The following is a 25,553-nucleotide window of genomic DNA, read 5'->3' on the forward strand; positions in this document are numbered from 1 at the left end:
TGCTCCGAACCACGGAGCCGGGGCTGGCCGGTGTCGTCAGTTATTCGTTGCCGTGGCCGCCGTCGTGCCCGCCGCCGGAACCGCCCTCTCCGCCTTCACGGGGACCGGAAGGCCGCCGCTTGCGCTTGCGCCGCCCCCGGCTGGACCGCAGGGTGGACGGGTCGGTGTTTTTCAACGGGCCGCGCGCGCGGGGCATGGCGATGGCCGCCGGTGCGCTCGCCACGGTCGGTGCCACTACAGGTGCCTGTACGGCAGGTGCAGCACCGGGCTGGTTTTGGGACGAACCAGCTTCAGGAGCCGCTGCCCCTGTGCCGGACGCCTGCGGCGCAGTGCCACCGTAGGGTTCGCCCGACCCGGCAGGTACCCCCGCCGGAACAACAGACTCGCCCCCCGCAGCGGAAGCAGCCGTAGTAACCGGCGCAACCGTAGCAACCGAGGTAATCGGGGCTGCCGCATCCGCCGGGGTGGAAACAGCGCCGTCACCGGTCAGGGCCGCGGGACCTGTCTCCACGACCACCGGGGCATCCGCCCCTTCGGCCTGCGGTACGGGGCCGCCGGTCATGAACGTATCGAAGGTTGCGGCAAACGCGGCCTGGGCGATGCTGCCAGCCGGAGCGGCCTCGCGCGCGGGGCGCGGAGCGTCATGAGGCGCGGACGGGGCGGGCTGGGCCTGTGGGGCACGTCCATCGCGCCGTTCTCCACGATCCGAACGATCCGAACGGTCGGGCCTGTCAGCCCTGTCCGATCGCTCCGGCCGATCGCCACGTTCACCCCGTTCCGGCCTGTCCCCACGCTCGGGCCTGCGCCCGTCACGCCCCTCGCGCGGCTGACCTTCCGGCCCATCCGCGCGGCGTTCATGCTGCCCGTCCGGGCGCGGCATGTTGCCGCCGTGACCGCCAGCGGGACCACCGCCGCCCTGCTCCGGTCGGCGCGGTTCCATCTGCTGCCATTCTTCCAGCGTGACCTCGACCTCTTCATTGGATTCGGTCAGCAGGGCCAGACTGCCCCGGAACATGTTGGCGCGCAGTACCTTCACCGCGCCGCGCGAGGTCAGGTACTTCTTGCCCAGGCGCGGGCAGCGCCGGTGGAATTCCTCGTAGTTTTCCTGCTCGTAGCTCAGGCAGCACAGCAGGCGCCCGCAGATGCCGGAAATCTTGGCCGGGTTCAGGAACAGATTCTGTTCCTTGGCCATCTTGATGGTCACCGGGGCGAACTTGCGCAAAAAGCGGCGGCAGCAGCAGACCATGCCGCAGTTGCCCACCGCGCCGATCATCTGCGTTTCGTGACGCACGCCGATCTGGCGCAGTTCAATGCGGGTGCGGTAGTTCTTGACCAGGTCCTTGACCAGTTCGCGGAAGTCGATACGGGTCGGCGCCGTGAAATAGAAGATGATCTTGCTGCGGTCGAAGAATACCTCCACGTCCACCAGCTTCATCTCCAGGTCGCGGCCCCGGATGCACTCGTTGCAGAAGGCGCGGGCCTCGTCGCCCAGCTTCTCGTTTTCCGCTGCCTGCTCCAGGTCCTCGCCGCTTGCCACGCGCAGGATGGGCCGAAGGTCGGCCTCGGCCTCGCCCGCGTCTTCCGGCAGGTCGTCGCGCAGGGTCACCACTTCGCCGATGCCCTGCCCCTGATCGGTTTCCACGATCACCCTGTCACCCACGGCAACGGGCTGACCACCGCTGAGAAAATAGTATATCTGTCCGTATTCACGGAACTTGATGCCAAGTATTCGTTCCATCATGCTCGCCGGTTTCAGCCGGTTGACGCCCGTCCGGAAACATTCCGGCGAAAGGGGATGCGAACGGATTACGCCGCATGGCCGCGTGGCGGCCATCTCCACCTTCCTTGGCGAAATAACCTCCTCTTTTCCGCTTTTATGAGGCCTGTGTCAATAAAGCCGCGCCCCGCGCGGCCTTGGCGGCATTGCGCCGTTTCGGCAAGCGCCTGTTCCCGGCGGTTGCAACGCCCGTGCTCGTACCGTACAAGGTTCAAAGCCCATGTGACCAGTTTCACGAAGACCGTCCACCGGAGGCCCGCATGCTCCCCCGCACCGAAGCCATCGAACTGCTGCGCTCGCACAACCCGGAACCCCACCTTGTCCAGCACGCCCTGGCAACCGAGGCCGTCATGCGCGGCCTGGCCGCCCGTTTCGGGCAGGACGCCGAACTCTGGGGCTTGGCCGGGCTGCTGCACGACATCGACTACCCCCTCACCAAGGAAACGCCCGAACGGCACGGTCTGGTTGCCGTGGACCTCATCGGCGACAGGCTGCCGCCGGAAGCCGTGCAGGCCATCGTGGCCCACAACAGCGAATACACCGGACGCGAACCGGCCAGCCTGTTCGACCGCGCCCTGCGCTGCGGCGAAAGCGTGACCGGCCTGGTCAGCGCCGCCGCGCTGGTGCGCCCCACCGGCATGGACGGCATGCAGGCCTCCAGCCTGAAAAAAAAGATGAAGGACAAGGCGTTTGCCGCCAGCGTCAGCCGCGAAAGAATCCGCGAGTGCGAGGCCATAGGCCTTGAGCTTGGCGAATTCCTGACCATCGCCATCGAGGCCATGACGCCTGCTGCCGCAGAACTGGGCCTGACCCGCTAGTCGGCCTGACCCGCTAGTCGGCCTGACCCGCTAGTCGACCTGCCCCGTGCGCCCGGGCCGGTAGAGTCAGTCAGGCCAACCGGGCCGAGAGGGCCAGCCGGGCCGATCAAACAAATCAGGCCTATCGGGCCACGGCGCACCCCTTTCCGGCAACACCGACACCGCTCCAACGTACAACAACTCGAAGGAACCCCGCATGAAGCTCTCGTTCGTCATCGTCGCCGCCAACGCGGCGAAGTACATCGGCGACTGTCTTGCCTCGGTCCGCGCCGCAGCGGCCGAAATGACGGGCCTTGCCGAATCCGCCGACATCATCGTCGTGGACCGCGCCTCCACCGACGCCACCATTCGCAACGCACGCGACATCGCGCCCGAAGCCGTTATCGTCGAAGCCCCGGCCAGCGCCGGTTTTGCCGCCGCCGCAAATCTTGGCATCGCCCGTGCCAGCGGCGATGTGATCATCTTCGTGGACCCCGCCGTCACCCTGAGCCCCGGCGCTGCCCGCCGCCTGGCGGAACACATGGATACCACCCCCGCCTGCATGGTGGCCGGCGGCATGGTCACCGGCCCCAAGGACGCCGTACTGCGCGGCGCCGTCCGCCTGCCCGGCCTTATCGTCAAGCTGGCCCGCCTCAGCGGGCTGCCGGGCCGCCTGCCGCGCACCTGGTTCAACTGGCCCGCCTACGGCGAAAAGCACTTCCAGCAGCCCACCCGCGTGCAGGCCGTCTCGCTGGCGTTCGCCGCCGTGAAGACCGCCGCCCTGCGCAAGCTGGGTCCGCTGGACGAACGTTTTCAGGGCGATGCCTTCACCGGGCACGACCTGTGCCGCCGCATCCGCCGCGCGGTGATGTTCGACTGGAACGTGGCCGTGGTGCCGCAGGCCCGCGCCTGTGCGCAGGACGCCTTTGTCCTGCGGCCCGAAGTAGAGGACTTCGACCTGAACGGCGACGGCGTGGTGCGCGCCCGCGTGCGCGACGAAATGCTATACGTGTGGAAGAACTATTGCGTGCTCACCTCGCTGGGGAACAGCCTGCTGGAACTGGTCGGCACCAGCATGCGCTACGTGGTGTCCGCGCTGCCCGGCATCGGCTGCGACAAGTGCGCCCGCCACAACGCCGCCGTGCTGCGCGAAACATCGCGGGCCATGCTGGATACCCAGCTTGGCATGCAGTACCCCACCACCCCCTGGTAGCCGGGCGTCGGCACCGCGACGCGGCCTTTATCCGCGCGCGAAAGGCCGACGCCAAACATGAACGCTACGGGGCGGACGGCGCTAAACCGTCCGCCCCTTTGATTCCGGGCGCGCAGTCTGGCCTTATGGACTGCGCCATGCTATCCTGTGCAGGTATCTCCGGTGAAAAACCACCCAAAATGCCCATGAAGCCGTGGGACCGTTTTCACCCGGCCCTTTCGGTTCCGCCCACTACACTCCAAGCCGCCATCCCCGGGAGGACAGACCCCATGCCCTCGACCCGTTACGACAACGGCGTCCTGCAACTGGACACCACCATTCCCGTCCTGGGACCGGCCAAGATACCCACCCCGCTCTGCTACGGCAGCTACGCCGACGAACAGGGCATCCCCCTGTTCCTCGACCGCGAGCACATCGCCGAACTGGGCGCGGAATCCGTGCCCCTGCTGTTCGAGCCCGCCGGGCCGCGCAGTCACCTGTATTTCGATTCCTCCAAGACCAAGTGCGCCATCGTCACCTGCGGCGGCCTGTGCCCCGGCATCAACGACGTGATCCGGGCCATCGTCATGGAGGCGTACCACGCCTACAACGTGCCCGCCGTCATCGGCATCCGTTACGGGCTGGAAGGGTTCATCCCCAAGTTCCGCCACGAATTCATGGAACTGACCCCGGACAAGGTCTCGGACATCCACCAGTTCGGCGGCACCATCCTGGCCTCGTCGCGCGGGCCGCAGTCGCCCGAAGAAGTGGTGGACGCGCTGGAACGCATGAACGTCAGCGCCCTGTTCATGATCGGCGGCGACGGCACCATGCGCGCGGCGTCGGGCATCGTGGCCGAGATCGCCCGGCGCAACCTGCGCATCTCGGTCATCGGCATCCCCAAGACCATCGACAACGACATCAACTTCATCAGCCAGTCATTCGGCTTCGAAACCGCCGTGTACAAGGCTACCGAAGCCATCCAGTGCGCCCATGTGGAAGCGCTGGGGGCCATGAACGGCGTGGGGCTGGTCAAGCTGATGGGCCGCGAGTCCGGCTTCATCGCCGCGCACGCCACCCTTTCGCTGAAGGAAGTGAACTTCGTGCTCATCCCCGAGGTGGGCTTTACCCTGCACGGCGAAGGGGGCCTGCTGCCCGCGCTGGAAAAGCGGCTGCGCTCGCGCGCCCATGCCGTGATCGTGGTGGCCGAAGGCGCAGGCCAGCACCTGCTGGAAGGCACCGGAGAAACCGACGCCTCGGGCAACCCCATTCTGGGCGACATCGCCACCCTGCTGCGCACCGAAATCAAGCGCTACTGCGACGAGCATTCGCTGCCGTTCTCGCTGAAGTACATCGACCCCAGCTACATCATCCGCTCCGTACCGGCCAACGCCAACGACCGGGTGTACTGCGGCTTTCTGGGCCAGCACGCCGTGCATGCCGCCATGGCCGGGCGCACCGGCATGGTGGTGTCCAAGCTGATGGACCGCTACGTGCACCTGCCGCTGGACCTGGTAACCCGCACCCGGCGCAGGCTGAACGTGGCGTCCGACTACTGGCGGGCGGTGCTGGAGTCCACCGGGCAGGTGGATCTGGCGGGGATGGTGCCGGATACCACCCGCGCCTGCCCCATCTAGGCGCGGCCCCCAAAGCGTCCTTTCGCCCGCTGGCGTCGTCAAACTTCGCCGGCCATGTCGGTCGAATACGATAAGAGTATACTCCCTCATGGCCGGCTTGTTTTCCTTGCCAGCGAACGAAAATCCTGCTTTGGAGACCGCGCCTCGAAGACAGTGACGGGGCGTCACGTAAAGCACATGTTTCTTGCCGGAAGCCCGAAATCCTGTCGTCCGGGCACGGTCGGAAAGACAGTAACGTGCTGTCCTCAACCAGATAGCACGCAAAAATTCCTTCATTAGTCCTGGATACCCCCTCCCCATGCCCACGCCAGCACTGACGCAAATCAAGGCCTCCGCCGGATCGGGAAAAACCTACACCCTGACCCGGCGGTTCCTGTCGTTGCTGGCGGGCGCGCGCGACGAGGACGGGCGGGCCTGCGCGCTGGCCGTGGAAGGTGGGCACTGCTGGCCGGACATTCTGGCGGTGACCTTCACCAACAAGGCCGCGTCGGAAATGAAGGAGCGGGTCATCCGGCTGCTCAAGGAGCATGCTCTGGCGGATCCGGCCAAAACAGGGAAAGACGGGGGGGATGGCGCATGGCCCCCGGCCCGCGCGGCCCGCTGGGTGGACATCATCCTGCGGCGCTACGGCGCGCTGAACATCCGCACCATCGACAGCCTGCTGACCATGCTGGTGCGGCTGGCCGCGCTGGAACTGTCCCTGCCGCCCGACTTCGAGCCGTCCTTTTCGCCCGACGAATATTTCGAGCCGTTGTACGACCTGATTCTGGACCGCGCCCGCCGGGGCGACGTGCAATTGCGGGACGACGTGCGCGACGCCTGCCGCCTGCTGCTCTTCCACACCGATCTCAAGGGGTTCACCGTGGGGGCCGGGCTGCGGGTGCGCCTTTCGCAGCTGTTGCAGTTGCATCTGGCGGAAGGTGGCATGTCCGGCCCCGACCCGTTTGACGAAACCCCTCACCGGGGTGGCCTGCCTGATGTGGATACCGACGCCCTGGCCGCCAGGCTGGTGACCATCCACTCGGACATGCAGGACGCCACAGCCACCCTGTCGCGCGTCCTGGCCGAAGAGCAACTCTCCGCAGCCGCCAACCTGCACAAGTTTCTGGACAAGTGCGCGGAGAACAGCGCCTTTTCTCCGTTGTCCAAGTCGGTCTATCTGGAAAAAGGCGGGCTGGACGACTGCCTGCTGAAGGCCTCCAAAGGCAAGGGCAGCGACGATGCCCGCGCGGCCTTCGACGCCTGGCGCGACGCCTGCAACGATTTTGCCGTGCGCGGGCGGCTCATCCAGCGCGCCTTGCAGGTGGCCCCGCTGGCCGGTCTGGCCCGCGCCATGGCCGCGCACCTGCCCGATTTCCAGCGGCGCGAGGGCAAGCTGCCCCAGCCGCTCATCCCCCTGCACGCCCGCGACGTGCTGCACGGCGAGTTCGGCGTGTCGGAAGCCTTCTGCCGCATGGGCACGCGCCTCGCTCACATCCTTATCGACGAATTTCAGGACACCAGCCGCGACCAGTGGGCCGCCATCGAGCCGCTGGCCGTGGAATGCCTGTCGCGCGGCGGCGGGCTGACCTGGGTGGGCGACGTGAAGCAGGCCATCTACGGCTGGCGCGGCGGCGATTCCGCCCTGTTCGACGACATTCTGGCGTCCCCCGCGCTTACCGCCATCGTGCCCGACCCGGAGCAGGATACCCTGCCCCGCAACTGGCGCAGCCGTGCGGCCATCGTGCAGCACAACAACACCGTGTTCGCGCAACTGGACGACCCGCTGCGCGCGCGGGGCGTGCTGTCGGCCATGCTGGGCGACAAGACGCCAACCCACGTACTGGACGAGGCCGCCGCGTCCGTGGCGCGGGCCTTTGCCGGGGCGGCGCAGGAAGTTCCGGACAGGGATTCGGCCCGGGGCGGGCTGGTGCGCATCGTCCCCCTGCACGGCGAGGATAACGGCGACCTGCGTGACAAGGTGCGCCAGCAATTGCGCGCGCTGTTTCTGGACGATCTGGCCGCACGCCGCCCGTGGCGCGACGTGGCCGTGCTGGTGCGCAAGAACGACGAATCCGCGCTGGTGGCCTCGTGGCTCATGGACTGGGGCGTGCCGGTGGTGACCGAGAACAGCCTGCGGCTGGCCGACCACCCCCTCGTCACGCAGACCGTGGCCCTGCTGTCCTTCCTCGATTACCCGCCCAACGCGCTGGCCCTGTGGGAAGTGCTGACCGGTGCGGAACTGTTCGGCGGGGTCAGCGGGCTTTCCGACCGCGCGCTACGCGACTGGCTGGCCGACCGTTGCGCCCGCCCCGCCGACGACCCGCGCGGCGGCAGGGGGCTGCTGGCCGATTTTCGCGCCGCCTTCCCCGTGGCGTGGGAAACGTGGCTGGCCCCGTTCTACGCCCGCGCCGGGCTGATGGGCCCCTACGACACGGTGCGCGAAATCTTCGAACGCTTCCGCGTGGCGCAACGCCACCCGGAAGACATCGGCTACGTGCGCCGCTTTCTGGAGGTGGTGCACAACGCGGAATCGCGCGGGCTCACCTCTCTGGCAACCTTTCTGGAATTCTGGGTCGAAAGCGGCGGCGAGGAAAAGGTGCCCATGCCGGAAGCCATGGACGCCGTGCGGGTGATGACCATGCACAAGTCCAAGGGGCTGGAATTTCCGGTGGTGGTCATCCCCTTCCACCACCAGCCCGACCGTACCGATCCGCCGCTGGTTGTGGCCGAACTGGACGGCCAGCCGCTGCTGGCCCCGCTGTGCCCGGAAATGGGTGACCGCTACCACCACGCACAGGCGGCTGCCGCCGCCGAAAAACTGCACCTGCTCTATGTGGGCTGGACGCGCCCCGTGGACGAACTGCACGCCTACGTCACCTCCACCCCGTTTGCCGAGCGGAGTTCGTCCCTGCTGGCCGGGGTGCGCGCCCTGCTGGCCGGGTGCAACATCGACACGGGGCAGGAGTATGTGGCCGGGGTGGTGCCCCCAGCGCAGGAAGATGCCACCGATGACGACGCGGCAAGGCAGACGGCACCCTCCGATGCTCCGCAGCCCTTGCCCGAACCGTCACCAGCCCCGGCGTCAACTCCCGACGTGGGCCACGCACCGGACCAGTCCTCCACAGCCGCCCCGTGGCGGCCCATGCAATGGCTGCCGCGCCTGAAGATTTTCCGCAACCAGCTTGAGGAATTCACCTTTACCGAACGACGGCGCGGCATGCTGGTGCATGCCTGCCTTGAGCAATTGCGCCTTACCGGCGCGCCGGACCAGGACGCCGCCCGCGCCGTTGCCCACGGCATGCGGGCCTTCCCCTTGCCCGTGCCGGAACCGGAGGCCACCGCGCGTGAACTCACTGCCATGCTGGCGTGGCTGGCGGCGCTGCCGCAGGCCGCGCACTGGTTCACCCACGGCGTGCCGGAACAGTCCATCATGGACGCTCAGGGCAGCATCCACCGCACCGACCTCATGGTGGACGACGGGGAAACCTGCACCGTGGTGGAATGGAAAACGGGCCGCCCCTCAGACGATCATGTGGCGCAGGTGCGCCGTTACCTCGGCCTGCTGGCCGATGCCACAGGACGCGGCCCCGCTGGCGTGCGGGGCGTGCTGGTATACCTTGACGGGCGCACCGTGCAGCCCGTGGCCCTGCGCACCGCCGATACCGCCACGCAGAACGCCGCCCCCCTGAATGATGCCCCCCAGAACGAGGCCCCTCAGAACGACCCCAGTGAAGGACACCGCCCGTGACCGGTCCAGACGATATCCTCATGCCCGGTGCGCCATCCACGAAGCGGCCCAAGCGCACTGCCACCCGGCGCGCGCCCACACGCGCCGCGTCCCGCACCCCGTACGGCGTGCTTGCCCCCACCGGGCCGCGCCCGTTCCTGATCTTTCCGTGGGATACGGACTTCCTGGCCGGGCTTACCACAACGCTCATCGAAGCCACGGACGGTCGCCCCGGCGATGCCGTGTTCGTCTTTCCGCACGGGCGCCCAGGGCGCTACCTTGTGGACCGCATCCGCCGCGCCCCGGACATTGCCCGGCCCTGCCTGCTGCCCCGCGTGTTCACGGTGCGCCAGATGTTCACCCTGCTGCGCGCCCACGCGGAAGACCCCACCGCACGCCCGGCCCGGCCCATCCCCCTGCTGGACCGGGTGGGGCTGCTCATGGACTGCGTGCGCGATCTGGCCAGGCCCGGCGATGAATTGTACGAGCACCTTGCCGCCACGGACCAGCGGCGGTTCTTTCCGTGGGGCGTGCGCCTTGCCGCACTGATGGAGGAATTCTTCGTCCAGAACCGCGTGCCGGAAGACTACCAGTACATGGAAGGCCAGGTGGCCCCCTTTGCTGCCGCCCTGCTGGGCGCGCTGGGCCGCATCCACGAGGCGTACGCGGCGGCATTGACCGAACGCGGCTGGACCACGCCGGGCTTCGATGCCTTCCGCTCCGTGCGCCTGCTGCCCGGCCCCGCCGAAACGGGCCGCGCCACCGAACGCCCGGACGGCTTCACCCTGCCCCCGCTGCTGGCGGGCAAGCGACTGTTCGTGGCGGGGTTCTCCACCCTCACCGGCACGGAAGAAGCGCTGTTCCTGCACCTGTGGCGGCACGAAGGGGCCACGGTGTGCCTGCACACCGACGCGGCAGTGGCGGAACTGGGCGCGCGCCCGGTGCACTGGACCTGCGAGGACCATGTACGCTGGCTGACCTCCTGGCGGACCGGGGCCGAGTTGGCCTGCCCGCCTTCCGGGCACACCCCGTCGATCACCTTTCATGAAGGGTACGACCTGCATTCACAATTGCTGGTCATGGAACGGGAACTGCGCGCCGAAAGCGGTGATACACCCGACGCCCCGGCGGCCAACGCAACTCCATCCGGCAATTTGAAGGAATCGCGTCTAACGCCAGCAATCGAAAGTACCGAAAATTCCATCCCGGTCGCCCCGATCCCCCTGACTGCCCCGAACGCCGACGAACTGGCAGGCACGGCGGTGGTGCTGCCGGACACCGGGCTGCTCATGCCCGTGCTGCACCACCTGCCGGACAAGGACGTGAACATCTCAATGGGCTACCCGCTGGTGCGCTCCACGCTGGTGCGGCTGGTGGAAACCCTGATGCGCCTGCAAGAGACTGCCCGGCCCGCCGCATCGCTGGCAGTGCCCGAACAAGGGCCGGACGAACTGTTTCCCTCTGCCCCAGGTGGAGCGGACGCCGCGCCGTCCACCCTGTGCTACCACTGGCGCACGGTCATCGAGTGCATCCGTCACCCCTACCTGAAGATGCTGGAACTGGACGGCGAACGCCCCCTGCGCGACCTGTTCCACCTCATGGAAAACGTGGTGCGCGGCGGGGCCAGCTACGTGGACCCGCGCGCGCTGGCCCGCGAGGTGGCCCAGAAGGCCCCCGGCGGCGAGCACGGACCGGCAGCCGACCTGCTGCACCGCGTGCTGGAGTTGTGCCTGACCCGCTGGGAAACGGCGGACACCCCGGCCCGCGTGGCCGATGTGGTGGGCGCGCTGTGCGACCTGCTGCTGGCCCACGGCGGCACCCTGTGGGAACGCTTTCCCATCGACGCGGAGTGCCTGTTCCGGCTCATGCAGCGGGTCATACCCGCCCTGCGCGACTGCGAACTGGCGGACACGCCCTTCCCGCGCGAGGTGCTGCACACCATCCTGCGCGAAACCCTGCGCGAGGAACGCGTGCCCTTCGAAGCCACGCCCCTGGCCGGGTTGCAGGTGCTGGGCATGCTGGAAACGCGCCTGCTGCGCTTTCGCCGGGTCATCGTGCTGGACGCCACCGAAGATCGCCTGCCCGGCGCGCCGGGGCACGACCCGCTGCTGCCCGACAGCCTGCGCGCCATGGTCGGGCTGCCCGATTCGCGCCGCCGCGAACGGGTGGCCGCGCACAACTTCCACCGCCTGCTGGCCGGAGCTGAAGAAGCCGTGCTGTGCTACCAGACCGGCGTGGACCGTAGCGGCCTGCTGGACGAAAAGAAAATCCGCAGCCGCTTCGTGGAAGAACTGCTGTGGCGCGAGGAACGCGCGCGCGGCGGCCTGCTCTCTCCCGGCCAGCCCCCGTTGCATGCCGCCGCCTGCACGGTGCGTCCGTTCCGTTCCGCGCCGCGCCCCATCGAACGCACCACCGCCATCAACGATGCGCTGGAACGGCTGCTGGACGCGCCCGTGTCGCCGTCCACCCTTGATGCCTGGCTGACCTGCCCGGTGCGCTTCTTTCATGAGCGGCTGGCCGGGCTGGCCCCGCCGGACGAGGTGAACGAGGGCGACGACCCCATTGCCGTGGGCGAACTGCTGCACAAGGTGCTGCTGGACTTTCACCTGCCCCACAAGGGGCGCGAGGTTCGCCGCGACGAGCTTTCCGCCGATCACCTCACCCGGCTGTTCCTGCAACGGCTGGCGACATCCGGCCTTTCGGCCCAGTTGCCGCCCGACGCCCTGCTGATGCTGGAAGTGGCCGGGCCGGAACGCCTTGGCCGCTACCTGGCCCGCCAGCCGGAACGTTTCACCGTGCTGGACCTGGAAGAAACCGTGGAGACCACCATCGACGTGCCAGGCAGCGCGGGCCGCCGCGTGCGCCGCCTGCATGGCCGGGTGGACCGGGTGGACCTGCGCGGATTCGAGGACGGCGAAGGCGCGGTGATCCTGGACTACAAGACCGGCAAGGTGGAATGGAAGCCCTCCGCATGGTCCGACGACGACCTGTGGGAACGCATCGAGGTGTGGACCCCCGACCGCGACCCCGATCTGCTGGCCGACGTGGCCGCCGCACTGCACGGCGTGCAGTTGCCCGCCTACGTGCACATGTACGGGCAGCATTCCGGACGGGACGTGCACGACGCCGCCTGGGTCATCCTGCGCGATGCCGGGCAGGAACTGCCCCTGTTCGACGAAGGCACGGACGACGAAACCCGCGATGCGGCCATCACCACCCGCATTCCCGCCCTGCTCTCCTTCCTGTTGCGGCACATGGCCGAAGCGCCGTTGCTGCTGCCGCGCGACGGCAAACATTGCGACTGGTGCTCTTGCGCAAAACTGTGTAAAATGCGCGCCTGAGGGAACGGGCCGCATCGGCCCTTCCGCGCCGCCAGCGCGGCGTCCGCCCGGCCACGGCCGACGACGCATGCGCCCGCGCAGTGGGGACTGCGCGGGATAAACCGCACCGCCGCCACCGTACCGCACGACGCCACCCGCGTTTGCTGCCCGAAAGACTCCGATGCAGTCCACGGAGACCACGCGATTCCGGCATCCCGCCGCATCGCGGGTCTTCCGCGCGCCGCCCGCGCATGGCGGCACACCGGAGCGCCCACGACCATGCCTTGCATGCGCGCGGGCCCGGTACATTCCGCGTGCCTTCACCGGCACGCACGCACCGGAGGACTGAATCATGCCTTTTCCGACCCTGAATATCGGCGACCTGGTCGCCCGCATACCCATCGTGCAAGGCGGCATGGGCGTCGGCATCTCGCTGTCGCGCCTGGCGTCCGCCGTGGCCAATGAAGGCGGCATCGGCGTCATCGCCGCCGCCATGATCGGGATGAAAGAACCCGACGTGGCCAAGAACCCCATCGAAGCCAACGTCCGCGCCCTGCGCCGCGAGCTGCAAAAGGCCCGCGAAATGACCCAGGGCATCGTGGGCGTGAACATCATGGTGGCCCTGACCACCTTTGGCGAAATGGTCCGCACCTCCATCGAGGAGCGGGCCGACATCATCTTCTCCGGCGCGGGCCTGCCGCTGGACCTGCCCAGGCACCTGCGCGACGCCTGCGACCAGAAGAAGGAAGAATTCCGCACCAAGCTCGTGCCCATCGTGTCGTCCGCCCGGGCGGCCTCGGTCATCGCCAAGAAGTGGATATCCCGCTTCGACTACCTGCCCGACGCCTTCGTGGTGGAAGGCCCCAAGGCGGGCGGGCACCTTGGCTTCAAGGCCGAGGAGATCGACGATCCCGGCCATTCGCTGGAAGCGGTCATCCCCCAGGTGGTGGAAGCGGTGAAGGCCTTCGAGGATGAAAAGGGCCGCCGCATTCCGGTCATTGCCGCGGGCGGCGTGTACACCGGCGAGGACATCACCCGGTTCATGGAACTGGGCGCCGCCGGGGTGCAGATGGGCACCCGCTTCGTGGCTACCCACGAATGCGATGCCGACGACCGCTTCAAGCAGGCCTACGTGGACGCCACCGAACAGGACGTGACCATCATCAAGAGCCCCGTGGGCATGCCGGGCCGCGCCATTGGCAACTCGTTCATCGAGGCCATGCGCGAAGGCGCGAAAAAGCCCTTCAAGTGCGTGTTCAAGTGCATCAGCACCTGCGAGCAGGAAAAGACCCCCTACTGCATCGCCGCCGCGCTGATCAACGCCATGCGGGGCAACCTGGAGAAGGGCTTCGCCTTCTCCGGCGCCAACGTGTTCCGGGTGGACCGCATCCAGTCGGTGCACGAACTGGTTTCCTCGCTCCAGCAGGAGTTCGAGGAGGCTATTGCCAAGCGCTTCGGCATGTTGCGCGCGTAGGCGTTGCCGTTTTTCGTTGAGAAAACCGGGAGAAGGAACCTTTTGCAAAAGGTTCCTTCCCCCGGACCCCCAACCTCCAAAACTTTTCAGTTGGCAGCAACCCCATCGCAACCCCATCGCAACCGGGCGGTGGGGTTTATTTTGCCTGGGCGATGAGGAGTTATCCCTTGGGCGCCCCCTTCCTCTTTTTAGATCGCGCGGCAACAGTTGCGGGCGCATCCGGTCGTCCGGCGGGCTTGGGACGAGCCGCCCGGCCCGACTTGCCCGCCAGATCCGAGCGGGGGTGGGCCCGGTCATACACGTCCACCAGGCGCGAAAGGGTCAGGTGGGTGTACCGCTGGGTGGTGGATAGCCGGGCATGGCCCAGCAGTTCCTGCACGCTGCGCAGGTCGGCCCCGGCCTCCAGCAGGTGGGTGGCGAAGGAATGGCGCAATCCGTGCGGGGATATGGCCTGCGGCAGCCCGGCCCGCAGGCACAGGGCCTCGATGATCCGCGCGGCCTGCCGCCGGTTCAGGCGTCCGCCCCGCGCGCCCAGGAACAACGCGGGTTCGCCCCGGCCCTCGTCCACCTCGTGGCGCACGGCCAGCCAGGCGGACAGCGCATCGCGTGCCGTGTCGCTGAGCGGGCTCATGCGTTCGCGCCCGCCCTTGCCCATCACCCGCACCACGCCGGATGTGGGGTCCGCGTCCAGCACGTCCAGTTCCAGCGCTTCCGACACACGCAGGCCGGAGCCGTACAGCAGTTCGGCCAGGGCCAGGTCGCGCGCCAGCAGGACCGCGTCGCCGTGGCCGGAATCCGTGCCGTGTCCTGTGTGAGCCGTGGCAAGGGCCTTGCGCTGCCGCCGCTCGTCCAGCAGGGCGAAGGCCTGGTCCACGTTCAGGGCGTGGGGATGGCGCTGGTCTTGCTTGGGGTTGTGCACGCCCGCCGTGGGGTCCGTGGTGACCCGGCGCAGCCGCAGCAGGAAACGGTAGAACGCCCGCAGTGCCGAAAGTTTGCGGGCCACGCTGGACTTGGCGATGCGCTGGCGGTGCAGTTCGGCCAGAAACCGCTGCACGTGGCGCTTGGTGATGTGCTCCGGGGTATCCAGCGAAAGCCCGGTGGAGGACGGTTCGGGATTCGGCAAGGACGGCTTGCCGGGTATGGCCGGGCCGCTACCCGCTTCCGCCAGAAACGCCGCGAACTGGTCCATGTCCGTGCCGTAGGCGGTCACGGTGGCATCGGCGTAGCCCTTTTCCATGCCCAGATGGGCCAGGAACATTTCCAGCAGTTCCGCGCGGGCGGCAGGAAACGGACCGTCGAACGCCAGTTCGTGGTCGGATGGAACAGCAGCGGGCGGGGAAATGGATGGGGCTGATCTGGAGCCGCGCGCGGGTGCAGCTACCGTGGGGCGTGCCGCCGGTCTGGTCCGTTCAGCTGGCGCATCCGCACCGCCGCCATCCGCACCGGATGCGCCGCGCCCGCCCCGTTCACGCCTGTCGCCGGTCGAAGACATAGCAACTGCCCGTCCTGTCCTTGGCCAGCTTCTTGACCTGACTGGCCCGGTACGAGGCCTCGCCGTAGTGAGCCAGCGAAAGCCCGGTACTGGGCTGATTGCACACCACCGCGATGGAAACGGCCATCAGCGGAAAGCTGCGCACCTGTCCCTGCCGGTCGTGGGCCACGATGGCCCCGCGCGTGCGGTCGTCCGCGTCATAGAAGCCGGGCACGATGGCGTCGAAGGAGCCCACCACCCTGCGGCAGGCGTCTTCCGCCTCGTCCACGGGCGTCACGAACACGAAGTCGTCGCCGCCCACATGCCCCACGAAGGCGGGCTGGCCGCGCACCTCGCGCACGGTGGTGGCCAGCAGCCGCGCGGTGAGCATGAGCACCTCGTCGCCGCGAGAAAAGCCGTACTTATCGTTGAAGGCCTTGAAGTTGTCGAGGTCGGCATAGGCCAGCGCGAAATCCATGCGCCGGTCGATGAGCCCCTGGATGAACTTGATGATCGAAGTGTTGCCCGGCAGCCTGGTCAGGGGGCTGGCATCAAGGGCGCGGCCCGCACGGGTCAGGGCCAGTTCGATGCGCGCCGAAAGCTCCGTGGCCAGCGGGGGCGGCAGGGGCATGCAGCCCGTGCCCTCGGCAGGTGCCGGGGTGGCGGGCAGCACCATGAAGTCGTCGGCCTCCACGCCCTGCCAGTCCATCCCGGCAACGCCGGGTACGTCCATGGCCAGCACCGTGGCCACCTGGCGGTAGACGTTTTCGCCTTTCACCAACTGGATCAGCGAAACGCCCGACATGTCCGGCAGCGCGGCGGAAACCAGCAACAGGTCCGGCGGGTCGAGAAAGAACTGTTCCAGCACGGCCCGCCCGTTGTCGAACACCCGCCAGTCCATGGGACGGGCCGGTGCCGGGCGCTGCCCCGCCGCATCGCCCTCACCAGACCACAGGGCGCGCACGGTGGCGGCCAGACAGCCATCCGCCGTAACCAGCCAGCAACGCGGCACCGCAGCGGCAGCGGCAGCGCCGAAACCCAAGGGGCGTGTGCTCACGGCGCGCCCCCTCCCGCGTGCGGCGGGCGCGGGCGCGCAGACGACGACAGGCACGACGCCCGGCAAAATGATTGGCGCGGCGATGGGGGCGGCGACTGGCGCAACGGCAGAGTGGCGTCAGAAATCATGCGAAGCCCAGTTCCCCGGCATCGGCGAATTTCTCGCACAGGGTGTCCAGCAGCGCTTCCAGCGCGCTCTGGTTCATGCCCAGCAGCTTCAGGGCGTGCGGAGACAGCGGCGGCACGTTGTCGTCCCCGCCGGAACCGTACTCGAACAGCCGGGCCATGAAGTTGCCCACATGCACCACGCAGGCCATCTGCGGGTAGATGCGCGCGCTCATGGGCTTGTGGTGGAAAGCCATGCCCTCGCGGATGGCCGGGGGCAGGTTCCAGTGTTCCGCCAGCCAGGCATTGATGCGGTCGTGCCCGAAGCCGAGCACCTGTGTTTCCGCGTCGATGTACAGAAGGTCCTGTTCCTGCACCACCGCGTCCACCCTGGCCTTGGCCTCGGGCAGTTGCAGAGCCGACACCACCTTGCCGAGGTCGTGCAGCAGCCCGGCCACGGCGTATTCTTCCGGGTCTTTCATGCCCAGCGCGCGGGCCAGTTCGCCGCAGGCCAGCGAACAACCCACGCTGTGGTCCCACAGGCCGCGCATGGCGCGGTTCATGTCGTCGTAGACCGAGGTGGAGATGATCAGCCCCCGGATGACGTTGAACCCCAGCAGCACCAGGGCGTGCTTTACCGTGCCGATGCGCCCCGGAAAGCCGTAGATGGGGGAGTTGACCATCTTCAGCACCTTGGCCGCCAGCACCTGGTCGAAGGAAATGACCTTGGCCACCTGGTCGGTGGTGGTGTTGGGCAGTTCCAGCAGGCGTGAAACTTCCTGCAACGCCGTGGGGAGCGTGGGCAGGTCCTTCACCGCCAGCAGCCGCCCCTTGTAGATGGTGCGCAGGTCTTCGCTCATTGCCCGTTCTCCCGTGGCGCGCCGTTACCGTTGGCCACTTCGGGGCGGGCGGGCACGCCTTCCGGCCCCTCGTCTACCAGCGGGATGCGGTTCTGCGCGGCCTGGGCTTCCGCTTCTTCGCGTGCGGCCTCGGCAGCGGCGGCAATGGCGGCCGCCTCGGCCTCTTCCGCCGCCCTGGCGGCGGCGATGCGCTCGGCAAAGAAGCGGCGCAGCATGTTGCGCAGGGTGACCATGAACCTGTCCTGCCCGTGCTTGCGGAACAGGTGGTCCAGCCGCCCTGCGATGCGCTCCAGGTCGTTGCCGCCGTCGTCGCCAAGGTCCACGGGGCGGCCCTGCACGGTGAGCGACTGCACCCCGCTGGCGCGGAAGCGCGAAATGATGGTGGTGGTCAGTTCAACGTCTGCGCCAACCAGCACCAGCCCGTCGGACTTGGTGACGGGTTTGGCCAGTTTCATGCCGGGTGCGGCGAGGTCTAGCGGTATCTTCTGCATATCCTTCCCCGGTCGGGCAATGCCCGCCGTTCATATCCTGTAGATGCGCGTCCCCTACATACGCTCGTAGCGCATGCCGGGCAACCGGCGCACGCCGCCCTTTACTTCCAGCAACACGAGGCGGCAGCTGACGTCCGCCGCCCCCATGGACAGCGCGCGGCATATGTCGTCCACATGGGCGCCGGGGCGACCGTGCAGGAAGGCCAGGATGGCGTCATCAGGGCCATCGCCGGCGCCATCACGGCCACAGGGCGGGCATGCTGCGGAGGATGCCGACTTGCGGGGGCGCGCCGGGCGCGGTGCTGGCCTGGGCGCAGGCGGGCCGGATGAAGCGGGCAACGGAGGATGCACGGCAACGGATTCCGCTGACGGCTGCATGGCCTGTCCGGCAGATACTACGGCTGTTTCATCGAAAAAGTTACGCAGCGGATCGGCGGCATCGCGCGGAATGGGCTTGATGCCGTCGGTGGGTGTACCCGCCGCCGCATCCCTGCCCGGTGCGGTGTTCGGAAAATCCGACGCACCGTTGAAGACTGGAGAATGCGGCGGAAACAACCCGTCCAGCGGGTCGTCGTCCCAACCGCCCCAGCCCCCCCATCCGGGGATCGGGCACGGCGCGGCCAATGCGGCCAGCTCCATGCCCAGCACCGGGGCCAGGTCCGCCAGCATGTCTTCCGCCGTGGTCACGGGCCGCGCGCCCTGTTCCAGCAGCCCGCGGCAGCCGCAGGTATACTGGGCCGTGGCCGGTCCGGGCACGGCGTAGACTTCGCGCCCCTGCTCCAGCGCCAGACGCGCGGTGATCAGGCTGCCGCTGCGGGCCGCTGCCTCCACCACCAGCACCCCCACCGAAAATCCGCTGATGATCCGGTTGCGCACGGGAAAGTGCCCGGGCAGGGGCAGCGTGCCGGGGGCGTATTCCGACACCAGCAGCCCCGTGGCCTCCATGCGGGTGAACAGTTCCGCGTGCTCCGGCGGATAGACCACGTCAATGCCCGTGCCCAGCACGCCGATGGTGGAGCCCACCTCTTCCAGCGCGGCCACGTGCGCCTCGCGGTCGATGCCGCGCGCAAGGCCGGACACCACGGTGACGCCCGCCGCCGAAAGGCTGTAGGCGATGTCGGCGGCCACCCCGCGCCCGGCCCGCGAGGACAGGCGCGAACCCACCACCGCCACGGCGTGGTTGGCCAGCAGGGATGCGTCACCCCGGCAGTACAGCACGGCGGGAGCGTCGGAAACTTCGCGCAGGCGGGCCGGGTAGCGCGGGTCGGTCCACAGCAGGATGGAGCACCGGCAGGCGCGTACCGCGTCCCATTCCTGCCGGGCCGTGTCGCGCCACACGCCGCGCGCCACCGGCGCAGCCATGTGGGTCGCACCCCCGCCCGTGTCCAGTCCTGCCCGCCCCGGTCCGCCGCCTGCACGGCGGCCAGCGCGGACCCCAACCCGGCCAGCAGGCGACGCACCGTACGCGGTCCGATGCCGGGGCTGTGGCGCAAGGCCAGTGCGGCCCACAATTCGGCGCGGCCCGCCGCATCCAGGTCGGCAAAGGCGGGCAGTGCGGAGGGGCCGGACGGCATGCTGCGGAAGCCTGGGCTATCCGGGCGTTCGGGGGCGGGAGGCTGGGAAGCCATGACGGGGCGCGGGCAGGCTACCCGTTGGGGAAGCGCTGTCGGGCCAGCTTGGCGGCCGGGGAATCGGGGTGGTCTTCACGCAGCGCCTTCAGATGAAAGCGCACGTTCTCGTCATCCCCCAACTGCTTGTAGGCCAGCGCCGTCTTGAGCAGCGAATCCGCCGCCTTGTGATGCTTGGGGAAGCGCGCCGTGACCTCCTTGAAGGCCACGATGGCGTCGGCGTAGCGGCGCTGGGCATACAGGGACTCGCCCTTCCAGTACAGGGCGTTGGGCACCAGCGAACTGTTGGGGTAGTCGCTCAGGAACCCTTCGAAGCCCACGCGGGCCTCGTCGGCCTTGCCGCGTTGCAGCAGGTTCAGCGCAGCCGCGTAGGCGGCCTTGTCCGAAACGGATTTGGCGGGCCTGGGTTCCGGCTTTTGCGCGGCTTTGGCGGCGGGAGCGGCCTTGACCGGTTCCGGCTGCACGCGACGCTCGCCCTTGCCAAGATCATCGGCGTCGACAGACGGTGTGCCCTCCGAAGCCGTGGCGGACATGGTGGCAGGAGTTGCCCCGCCCGTCTTGCCCGCAAGCGCGCCTTCCAGCGCGTCGAGCCTGCGGCCATCGGATTCGCGGTCGCCATCCACACGGGCGGACAGTGCGGCCTGCTTTTCCTCCAGTGCGCGCAGCCGCTCGTCCACCGAGCCGTCGCGGGCCTTGCGGGACTCTTCGTAGGAAAGGTACTTTTCCTCCAGCATGCGCAGCCGCCATTCGGTGCTGCCCTGCGCCGCGCCCTGTCCTGTCCCCTGTCCTGTCCCCTGTCCGGCGCAGCCGGAGCAAAGGACCGTGGCGAGTAGAAGGGCCGGAACAAGCAATGCCGCCGATGCGCGAATCCGCCGATGCTGCATGAGGAATCTCCGAACTGGCCGTGTACGTTGACGGAACTGTACACTCCATAGGCGATGGCCGTCATTTTTTCAAGGAAATCCACGCGCCGCCGCGCTCCGGCCGGGCAGTGCGCGGTATCGCCCGCGCCAGCGGCCACGGCCCGCCCCCACGCAGCCACGGCTGGCTGCCGCCAGGCCCGCGCCCTTGCGCCCCAAGCGGTTTTGGGGCACAAGACCGGTGCGGCACCGCCCTTCCGGGGCACCGCGTCACCCCAACGGAGCTTTCGCGAATGATTCTGTTTCCCGATGCCGCCGTCTGGTCGCTGGCACTGCCGGGCGGCATTCTGGCCTGTCTGCTGCTGGCCGTGACGGGCCTGCCGTTTCTGTGCCTGGCCTGGCAGCGCCTGTCCGAAACCAAACGCACCGCCTTCCCCGACAAGCTGGCCCGCCAGGGCGCCCTGCTGGCAACCCTGGCCGCCGCAATACTGCTGGCCGTGACCGTGGCCGTCATGGTCCGCATGGTCCAGATGCAGCCCGACCTGGTGGAAGGGCCGTTCCGGGTGCCCCTGATGGCCCCTCCCGCCCTGCTGGCGGGCAGCATGATCTGCGCGGGCATCTACCTGTTCGGCTGGCGGCACATCCGGGGTTCGGTCATGCACCGCTTCGTGGGGCTGGCCGCAGGCATCGGGGGCCTGGAGGCCACGGTGACCAGCTTCGCCCTGGCCCGCGCCCTGCTGGTGCCGGGGCACCCCCTGCCCTCCGCCGCTTCTCCCGCCGACACCATGAACGCCCTCATCGCGGCCCCCACGGATTCACTGCTGTGGCCGGTACTGGGCCAATCGGCCTTCGTGGCCGCAGGAGCCGCCGGTGCGCTGTGCCTGGCCTGGCTGCTGACCCGCCGCGACAAGGACGACTTTGGCCGCGACTATTACAACTACGCCCTGGGTGTAAGCGCCCGCTGGGCCCTGGGCGGCACCCTGTGCGCGCTGCCGGTGGGCGTGTACGTGCTGTACCGCGCCGCCACGCTGACCAGCCCGGACCTGACGGCCCTGCCCCCCCTGCTGCCCCTGATCGGCACGCTGGTGCTGCCGCTGGCCGCCTGCGGCCTGTGGGGCACGGTGATCCGTTCCGCCACGCCCCTGCGCCACAAGGTGGGCATCGTGACCGCGCTGGTGCTGCTGATGATCGCCTGCGGCTGCGAGGCCAGCACCCTGGCCTATGTGGTGCGTTTGCACGCGCCCATGTAACGCCGTTCCGGATTCACAAGAAAAACGCCCCCGCCCGGTGCTGCCGGACGGGGGCGTTTCAGTTTCGATAAAGCTATTGCTTGAGGCCTGTCTGCGTTATGAGGATTTTTGTTCCCTGACAAGGAAGAACGGCTTTTTATGAAGGGAGTGCGGCAGCCGTTATGCGAATCTTCGAGCATTACGGATGGCGACCGCAGCGCGCTCTTATAGTATTCGACCGGAATAAAAAGCCGTTCTGACGCAGGCAGGGGGCAAAAGGACCACAACGCCGACAGGCCTTAGATGGCCTTGGAAGTGGCCATCATGTACACCTCGTGCGGGTCCAGGATCAGGATGACGCTGCCGTCGCCCATGATGGTCGCGCCGGAGATGCCCTTGAGGTCCCCAAGGTAGGCGCCCAGAGGCTTGATGACGATTTCCTGCCGTTCCAGCAGGCGATCCACCACCAGGCCGAGACGCCGGTCGTTGTCGTGGATGACCACCACGGACAGCACGTCCTGCTTGTCGCCCTTGGGCAGGCCCAGCAGTTCGGACAGCGAGGCGATGCCCAGCACTTCGCCGCGCAGGGTCACGGCCTTGCGGCCCTTGACGTCGGTAAGGCGGCGCGCCTCGATCTTGGTGGTTTCGGACACGGCGTCCAGCGGGATGGCGTACATCTCGCCCGCCACGTTGACCATCAGCGCGTCGATGATGGCGAGCGTCAGCGGCAGGGACAGGGTGAAGCGGGTTCCCTTGCCGATCTCCGAATGGATGCTGACGCTGCCCTTCAGGTTCTTGATGTTGGTGCGCACCACGTCCATGCCCACGCCGCGCCCGGAGATGTCGGTGATCTTTTCCGCCGAGGAGAAACCGGGGGCGAAGATGAGTTCCATGGCTTCGCGGTCGTCCATGGCCTTTGCCTCGTCGGGGGTGATGATGCCCTTGCGCACGGCCACTTCGCGCATCTTTTCCGGGTCGATGCCCTTGCCGTCGTCCTCGATCTCGATGGCGACGGAGTTGCCCTTGTGGTAGGCGCGCAGAACCACCTTGCCCTTGGCCTTCTTGCCCTTGGCCACGCGCTCGTCCTCGGACTCCACGCCGTGGTCCACCGCGTTACGGATGAGGTGCACCAGCGGGTCGCCGATGACTTCCACAACGCTCTTGTCCAGTTCCGTTTCCTCGCCTTCCAGGATCAGGTCCACTTCCTTGCCGCTCTTGCGCGACAGGTCGCGCACCAGGCGCGGGAAGCGCGAGAACACCGACGACACCGGCACCATGCGCACCTTCATGATGGTGTCCTGCAGGTCGTCCGAAATGCGCGCCATGGCGTAGGTGGTTTCGGACAGATCCTGGGCCACTTCGGCGATGACGACGTTGGTGTCGTCCTCCAGCCTGCGGGCCAGCATGGTGTAGCGGTTGCGGTTGATGATCAGTTCGCCGATGAGGTTCATCAGGTGGTCCAGCTTTTCGTGGTCCACGCGGATGGTGGACGAGGCCTTGGCCGTTCCGGCCTGCTGGGCCTGCGCGGCTGCGGCGCCCTGACCGCCGGAAGCGGCAGGAGGAGTGGCAGGAGCTGCCGGGGCCGCGGGCTTGGCAGGTGCGCCGGGTGCGGCAGGTGCGGCAGGCTTGGCCGGTGCGACGGGTGCGGCAGGTGCGGACACGGCAGCGGCAGGGGCCGGAGCCGCAGGCTTCACCGCCGCTGCGGGCGCGGAGGTTCCGGTCACCGAGGAAATGGTGACCACCGCTGCGTCGTCGTCCTCCGCGTCCTCGTCATCGGCGTCCGCCGAAGCATCAGCCGACGCGGCAACGGCCTTGACCTCCGCCGCCGGGGCGGAAGCCGCCTTGGCTTCGGGCGCGGCAGCCGGGGCTGCTTCGGGAGCCGGAGCAGGTGCGGGCGTGCTGATGCGGGCGATCTGCTTTTCCAGCATGTCGCCGATGATGGAGGTTTCCTGTTCCATCAGGTCCACCATCAGGCTGAAATCCATGCCCGAAAAACGCGCCTGATCCACCAGGCCCGCCGTGCGCTCCGCGTACACGCGGATGTCGTCCAACCCCATGTAGCCGGAAGAATTCTGGATGGTCACCAGGCACCGGTACAGCGCGTCGACATACTCGCGCTGGGTGCCGTCCACGGCCAGGGTCTTCAGGGCCACGCCCACGTTGTCCATCTGCTGGCGTACCGTATTGATGAACAGGGCCACGTCGTCGGGGTCGTAGCCGGGGGCTGCGGGCGGCGACGGGGCGTCTTCGTCGTCAGTTGCGCCAGGTGCGCTGGCTGCGGCAGTCGCGCTGGCTGCGGCAGTCGCGCTGGCCGCGGCTTCCGACGCCGGGGCTTCAGCGGCGGGCCCGCCGTTGCGACGGGCTCCCAGGCCCTCGGGCAGGGTGATGTCACCGCCAGCCACCGCCTTGCGCAGGCATTCGAGAATGACCGAAATATCGAACGGGGTGACGTTGCCAGATGCGGGGTCGATGCGCGCCACCAGCGCTTCCAGCAGGTCCACCACCAGCAGCAGCAGGTCCACCAGTTCGTGCGAGCCGGTCATTTCGCCCCGGCGCACGTTGTTGAGCAGGGTTTCCGCCTCGTGGGTCAGGCTGTTCAGTTCGGCAAAGCCGATGATGCCGCTGTTGCCCTTGAGGTTATGGAAGAAGCGGAACAGGTCGTTGACCAGTTCGCCCTGCTCCGTGGGGTTGCGCTCCAGTTCCAGCAGCCCGGAACTGAGATTTTCCGCCATCTCGCGGGCTTCGTCGATGAAGTCCTTGAGATGCCCTTCGCCGAAGGCGGTAAGGGCGTAGGGCTCCGTGGGTGCCAGCGAAGCGATCCATTCCGCGGAGCCGCCTTCCACCGGGGCCTCGGATTCGGCCTGGGCCTGCGGCGCAGCAACGACGGATTCCGGGGCTGCAACGGGGGCCGGTGCGGGCGCAGGTTCCGGAGCCGCAGCCGCAACAGGCTCGACCACCGGGGCGGGTTCCGGCGCGGGCGCGGGCGCGGCGGGCGCGGGGCGCGGGGCCGCTGGCGGTGCGCCGCCAGCCATGATGGCATCGATGGTGGCGATGATGGATTCCGTCTCCACATCGCCCTCGCCGCCGGTGGTATCAAGGTTGTCCACCATCTGGCGCAACGCGTCCGTTGCGGAGAGGATGACGTCCATGATCTCGGAGGTGACGGTCATATCCCCCTTGCGCAACTCGTCCATGATGTTTTCGGCACGGTGCGCAAGGCCGTTGATCCGGTTCAGCCCCAGAAAGCCGGACGCGCCCTTCAGCGAATGCATGGGGCGGAATATCTCGTTCAACAGCGCGAGATTGTCCGGCGCCTTCTCGAGTTCGAGCAGGTTGGGCTCGATGGTCTCGAGGTGCTCTTTGGCTTCGACGATGAAATCGGCGAATATTTCCGGATCCATGAAATCCTGACTCATACCCTCACCTCAGGTAGGCCGGGGCGTGGCCGTGCTCGATAGCCGGGATGCCGCGCGGCGCGGCGCCCTGGCCGCATCCGTCGGTTTCTCCGGGCCCCCAGAAAGCCTTGGCACGGCGCAACGCCGCGCGTTCAGAACCACTACATTGCATCGTATCGGTCAACCGAGCAGCATCTTTATGTTCTTGACCATCTTTTCCGGTTGGGCGGGCTTGACCATGTACAGGTTGGCGCCAAGGCTCATGCCCATCTGGATGTCCTTTTCCTGCCCTTCGGTGGACAGCACCACTATGGGCAGGTCGCGGTAGGCTTCCTGCTCTCGCACCGTCTTGATGAACGTGAACCCGTCCATGCGCGGCATGTTCACGTCGGAAATGATCAGGTCTACCTTTTCGGAGGAGTACAGTTTCTCCAGACCGTCGAGTCCGTCCTCCGCCGTGGTAACCTTGAAGCCTTCCTTTTTCATTATGAAGGCAACCAGGTTGCGAACGGTCTTGGAGTCGTCCACGATCAATATATGCTTGCTCATGAG

Annotated in this window: 16 protein-coding genes; 7 read left to right on the forward strand and 9 right to left on the reverse strand. The window is 67.8% G+C overall.

Going from position 1 to position 25,553, the window contains the following annotated elements; genetic code table 11:
- Positions 1–40 precede the first annotated feature (40 nt).
- Positions 41–1,738, reverse strand: a complete 1,698-nt coding sequence (locus tag DESTE_RS04110; RefSeq protein ID WP_035069670.1) for a PSP1 domain-containing protein — start codon at positions 1,736–1,738, stop codon at positions 41–43.
- A 299-nt stretch (positions 1,739–2,037) separates the two neighbouring features.
- Between DESTE_RS04110 and DESTE_RS04115 the strand changes: the two genes are divergently transcribed.
- The 6 genes from DESTE_RS04115 to DESTE_RS04140 all read left to right on the forward strand — a co-directional run bounded on the left by DESTE_RS04115 (position 2,038) and on the right by DESTE_RS04140 (position 13,906).
- The gene (locus tag DESTE_RS04115) at positions 2,038–2,595 is read left to right on the forward strand and encodes an HDIG domain-containing metalloprotein (protein WP_035065304.1); all 558 of its coding nucleotides are present in this window, start codon (positions 2,038–2,040) and stop codon (positions 2,593–2,595) included.
- Between the two features lie 196 nt (positions 2,596–2,791).
- Positions 2,792–3,787: a glycosyltransferase family 2 protein gene (locus DESTE_RS04120; protein ID WP_035065307.1), complete on the forward strand. Its 996-nt coding sequence runs from the start codon at positions 2,792–2,794 to the stop codon at positions 3,785–3,787.
- 269 nt (positions 3,788–4,056) lie between these two features.
- Complete coding sequence (locus tag DESTE_RS04125) at positions 4,057–5,403, forward strand: ATP-dependent 6-phosphofructokinase (protein WP_035065308.1); 1,347 nt, start codon at positions 4,057–4,059, stop codon at positions 5,401–5,403.
- 298 nt (positions 5,404–5,701) lie between these two features.
- Complete coding sequence (locus tag DESTE_RS04130; protein ID WP_035065311.1) at positions 5,702–9,133, forward strand: UvrD-helicase domain-containing protein; 3,432 nt, start codon at positions 5,702–5,704, stop codon at positions 9,131–9,133.
- Complete coding sequence (locus DESTE_RS04135; RefSeq protein ID WP_084559356.1) at positions 9,130–12,453, forward strand: PD-(D/E)XK nuclease family protein; 3,324 nt, start codon at positions 9,130–9,132, stop codon at positions 12,451–12,453. The genes DESTE_RS04130 and DESTE_RS04135 overlap by 4 nt, the downstream gene beginning before the upstream one ends.
- 331 nt (positions 12,454–12,784) lie before the next feature.
- Positions 12,785–13,906 (forward strand): NAD(P)H-dependent flavin oxidoreductase, encoded by a 1,122-nt coding sequence (locus DESTE_RS04140; protein WP_035065314.1) that lies wholly within the window; start codon positions 12,785–12,787, stop codon positions 13,904–13,906.
- A gap of 160 nt (positions 13,907–14,066) precedes the next feature.
- Here DESTE_RS04140 and DESTE_RS04145 read toward each other — a convergent pair whose 3' ends face one another.
- The 6 genes from DESTE_RS04145 to ybgF form a co-directional block, all read right to left on the reverse strand.
- The gene (locus tag DESTE_RS04145) at positions 14,067–15,398 is read right to left on the reverse strand and encodes a tyrosine recombinase XerC (protein WP_245590719.1); all 1,332 of its coding nucleotides are present in this window, start codon (positions 15,396–15,398) and stop codon (positions 14,067–14,069) included.
- Positions 15,373–16,434 carry a GGDEF domain-containing response regulator gene (locus tag DESTE_RS04150; protein WP_035065316.1) on the reverse strand — a complete coding sequence of 354 codons (1,062 nt, stop codon included), beginning with the start codon at positions 16,432–16,434 and terminating at the stop codon, positions 15,373–15,375. Before DESTE_RS04150 ends, DESTE_RS04145 begins: the two co-directional genes overlap by 26 nt.
- Positions 16,435–16,558: 124 nt before the next feature.
- Positions 16,559–17,398, reverse strand: coding sequence for an HDOD domain-containing protein (locus DESTE_RS04155; RefSeq protein ID WP_035065319.1), 840 nt, complete (start codon positions 17,396–17,398; stop codon positions 16,559–16,561).
- Entirely contained in the window at positions 17,395–17,889 is a 495-nt protein-coding gene (locus DESTE_RS04160) for a hypothetical protein (RefSeq protein WP_035065322.1), read from the reverse strand. The genes DESTE_RS04155 and DESTE_RS04160 overlap by 4 nt, the downstream gene beginning before the upstream one ends.
- A gap of 54 nt (positions 17,890–17,943) precedes the next feature.
- Positions 17,944–19,251, reverse strand: a complete 1,308-nt coding sequence (gene dprA, locus DESTE_RS17115) for a DNA-processing protein DprA (RefSeq protein WP_245590720.1) — start codon at positions 19,249–19,251, stop codon at positions 17,944–17,946.
- 283 nt (positions 19,252–19,534) lie between these two features.
- A complete protein-coding gene (gene ybgF, locus DESTE_RS04170) occupies positions 19,535–20,401 on the reverse strand; it encodes a tol-pal system protein YbgF (protein WP_035065325.1) in 867 nt (288 codons plus the stop codon).
- Between the two features lie 269 nt (positions 20,402–20,670).
- On the opposite strand from ybgF, the gene DESTE_RS04175 reads away from it, so the two are divergent.
- Complete coding sequence (locus DESTE_RS04175) at positions 20,671–21,627, forward strand: hypothetical protein (RefSeq protein WP_035065327.1); 957 nt, start codon at positions 20,671–20,673, stop codon at positions 21,625–21,627.
- Between the two features lie 278 nt (positions 21,628–21,905).
- Here DESTE_RS04175 and DESTE_RS04180 read toward each other — a convergent pair whose 3' ends face one another.
- Together DESTE_RS04180 and DESTE_RS04185 are read right to left on the reverse strand one after the other, a co-directional pair.
- Positions 21,906–25,022, reverse strand: coding sequence for a chemotaxis protein CheA (locus tag DESTE_RS04180; RefSeq protein WP_035065330.1), 3,117 nt, complete (start codon positions 25,020–25,022; stop codon positions 21,906–21,908).
- A gap of 159 nt (positions 25,023–25,181) precedes the next feature.
- Complete coding sequence (locus DESTE_RS04185; RefSeq protein WP_012611924.1) at positions 25,182–25,550, reverse strand: response regulator; 369 nt, start codon at positions 25,548–25,550, stop codon at positions 25,182–25,184.
- Between the last annotated feature and the right edge of the window lie 3 nt (positions 25,551–25,553).

The sequence above is a fragment of the Nitratidesulfovibrio termitidis HI1 genome (assembly GCF_000504305.1).
GTDB lineage: Bacteria > Desulfobacterota > Desulfovibrionia > Desulfovibrionales > Desulfovibrionaceae > Cupidesulfovibrio > Cupidesulfovibrio termitidis.

Excerpts from the sequence above, each read along its gene's own strand:
- DESTE_RS04185 (WP_012611924.1), bottom strand. The coding sequence starts at position 25,550 with ATGAGCAAGCATATATTGATCGTGGACGACTCCAAGACCGTTCGCAAC.
- DESTE_RS04155 (WP_035065319.1), bottom strand. The coding sequence starts at position 17,398 with ATGAGCGAAGACCTGCGCACCATCTACAAGGGGCGGCTGCTGGCGGTG.
- dprA (WP_245590720.1), bottom strand. The coding sequence starts at position 19,251 with ATGGCTGCGCCGGTGGCGCGCGGCGTGTGGCGCGACACGGCCCGGCAG.
- DESTE_RS04145 (WP_245590719.1), bottom strand. The coding sequence starts at position 15,398 with ATGTCTTCGACCGGCGACAGGCGTGAACGGGGCGGGCGCGGCGCATCC.
- DESTE_RS04130 (WP_035065311.1), top strand. The coding sequence starts at position 5,702 with ATGCCCACGCCAGCACTGACGCAAATCAAGGCCTCCGCCGGATCGGGA.
- DESTE_RS04115 (WP_035065304.1), top strand. The coding sequence starts at position 2,038 with ATGCTCCCCCGCACCGAAGCCATCGAACTGCTGCGCTCGCACAACCCG.
- DESTE_RS04120 (WP_035065307.1), top strand. The coding sequence starts at position 2,792 with ATGAAGCTCTCGTTCGTCATCGTCGCCGCCAACGCGGCGAAGTACATC.
- ybgF (WP_035065325.1), bottom strand. The coding sequence starts at position 20,401 with ATGCAGCATCGGCGGATTCGCGCATCGGCGGCATTGCTTGTTCCGGCC.
- DESTE_RS04110 (WP_035069670.1), bottom strand. The coding sequence starts at position 1,738 with ATGGAACGAATACTTGGCATCAAGTTCCGTGAATACGGACAGATATAC.
- DESTE_RS04180 (WP_035065330.1), bottom strand. The coding sequence starts at position 25,022 with ATGAGTCAGGATTTCATGGATCCGGAAATATTCGCCGATTTCATCGTC.
- DESTE_RS04125 (WP_035065308.1), top strand. The coding sequence starts at position 4,057 with ATGCCCTCGACCCGTTACGACAACGGCGTCCTGCAACTGGACACCACC.
- DESTE_RS04160 (WP_035065322.1), bottom strand. The coding sequence starts at position 17,889 with ATGCAGAAGATACCGCTAGACCTCGCCGCACCCGGCATGAAACTGGCC.
- DESTE_RS04140 (WP_035065314.1), top strand. The coding sequence starts at position 12,785 with ATGCCTTTTCCGACCCTGAATATCGGCGACCTGGTCGCCCGCATACCC.
- DESTE_RS04175 (WP_035065327.1), top strand. The coding sequence starts at position 20,671 with ATGATTCTGTTTCCCGATGCCGCCGTCTGGTCGCTGGCACTGCCGGGC.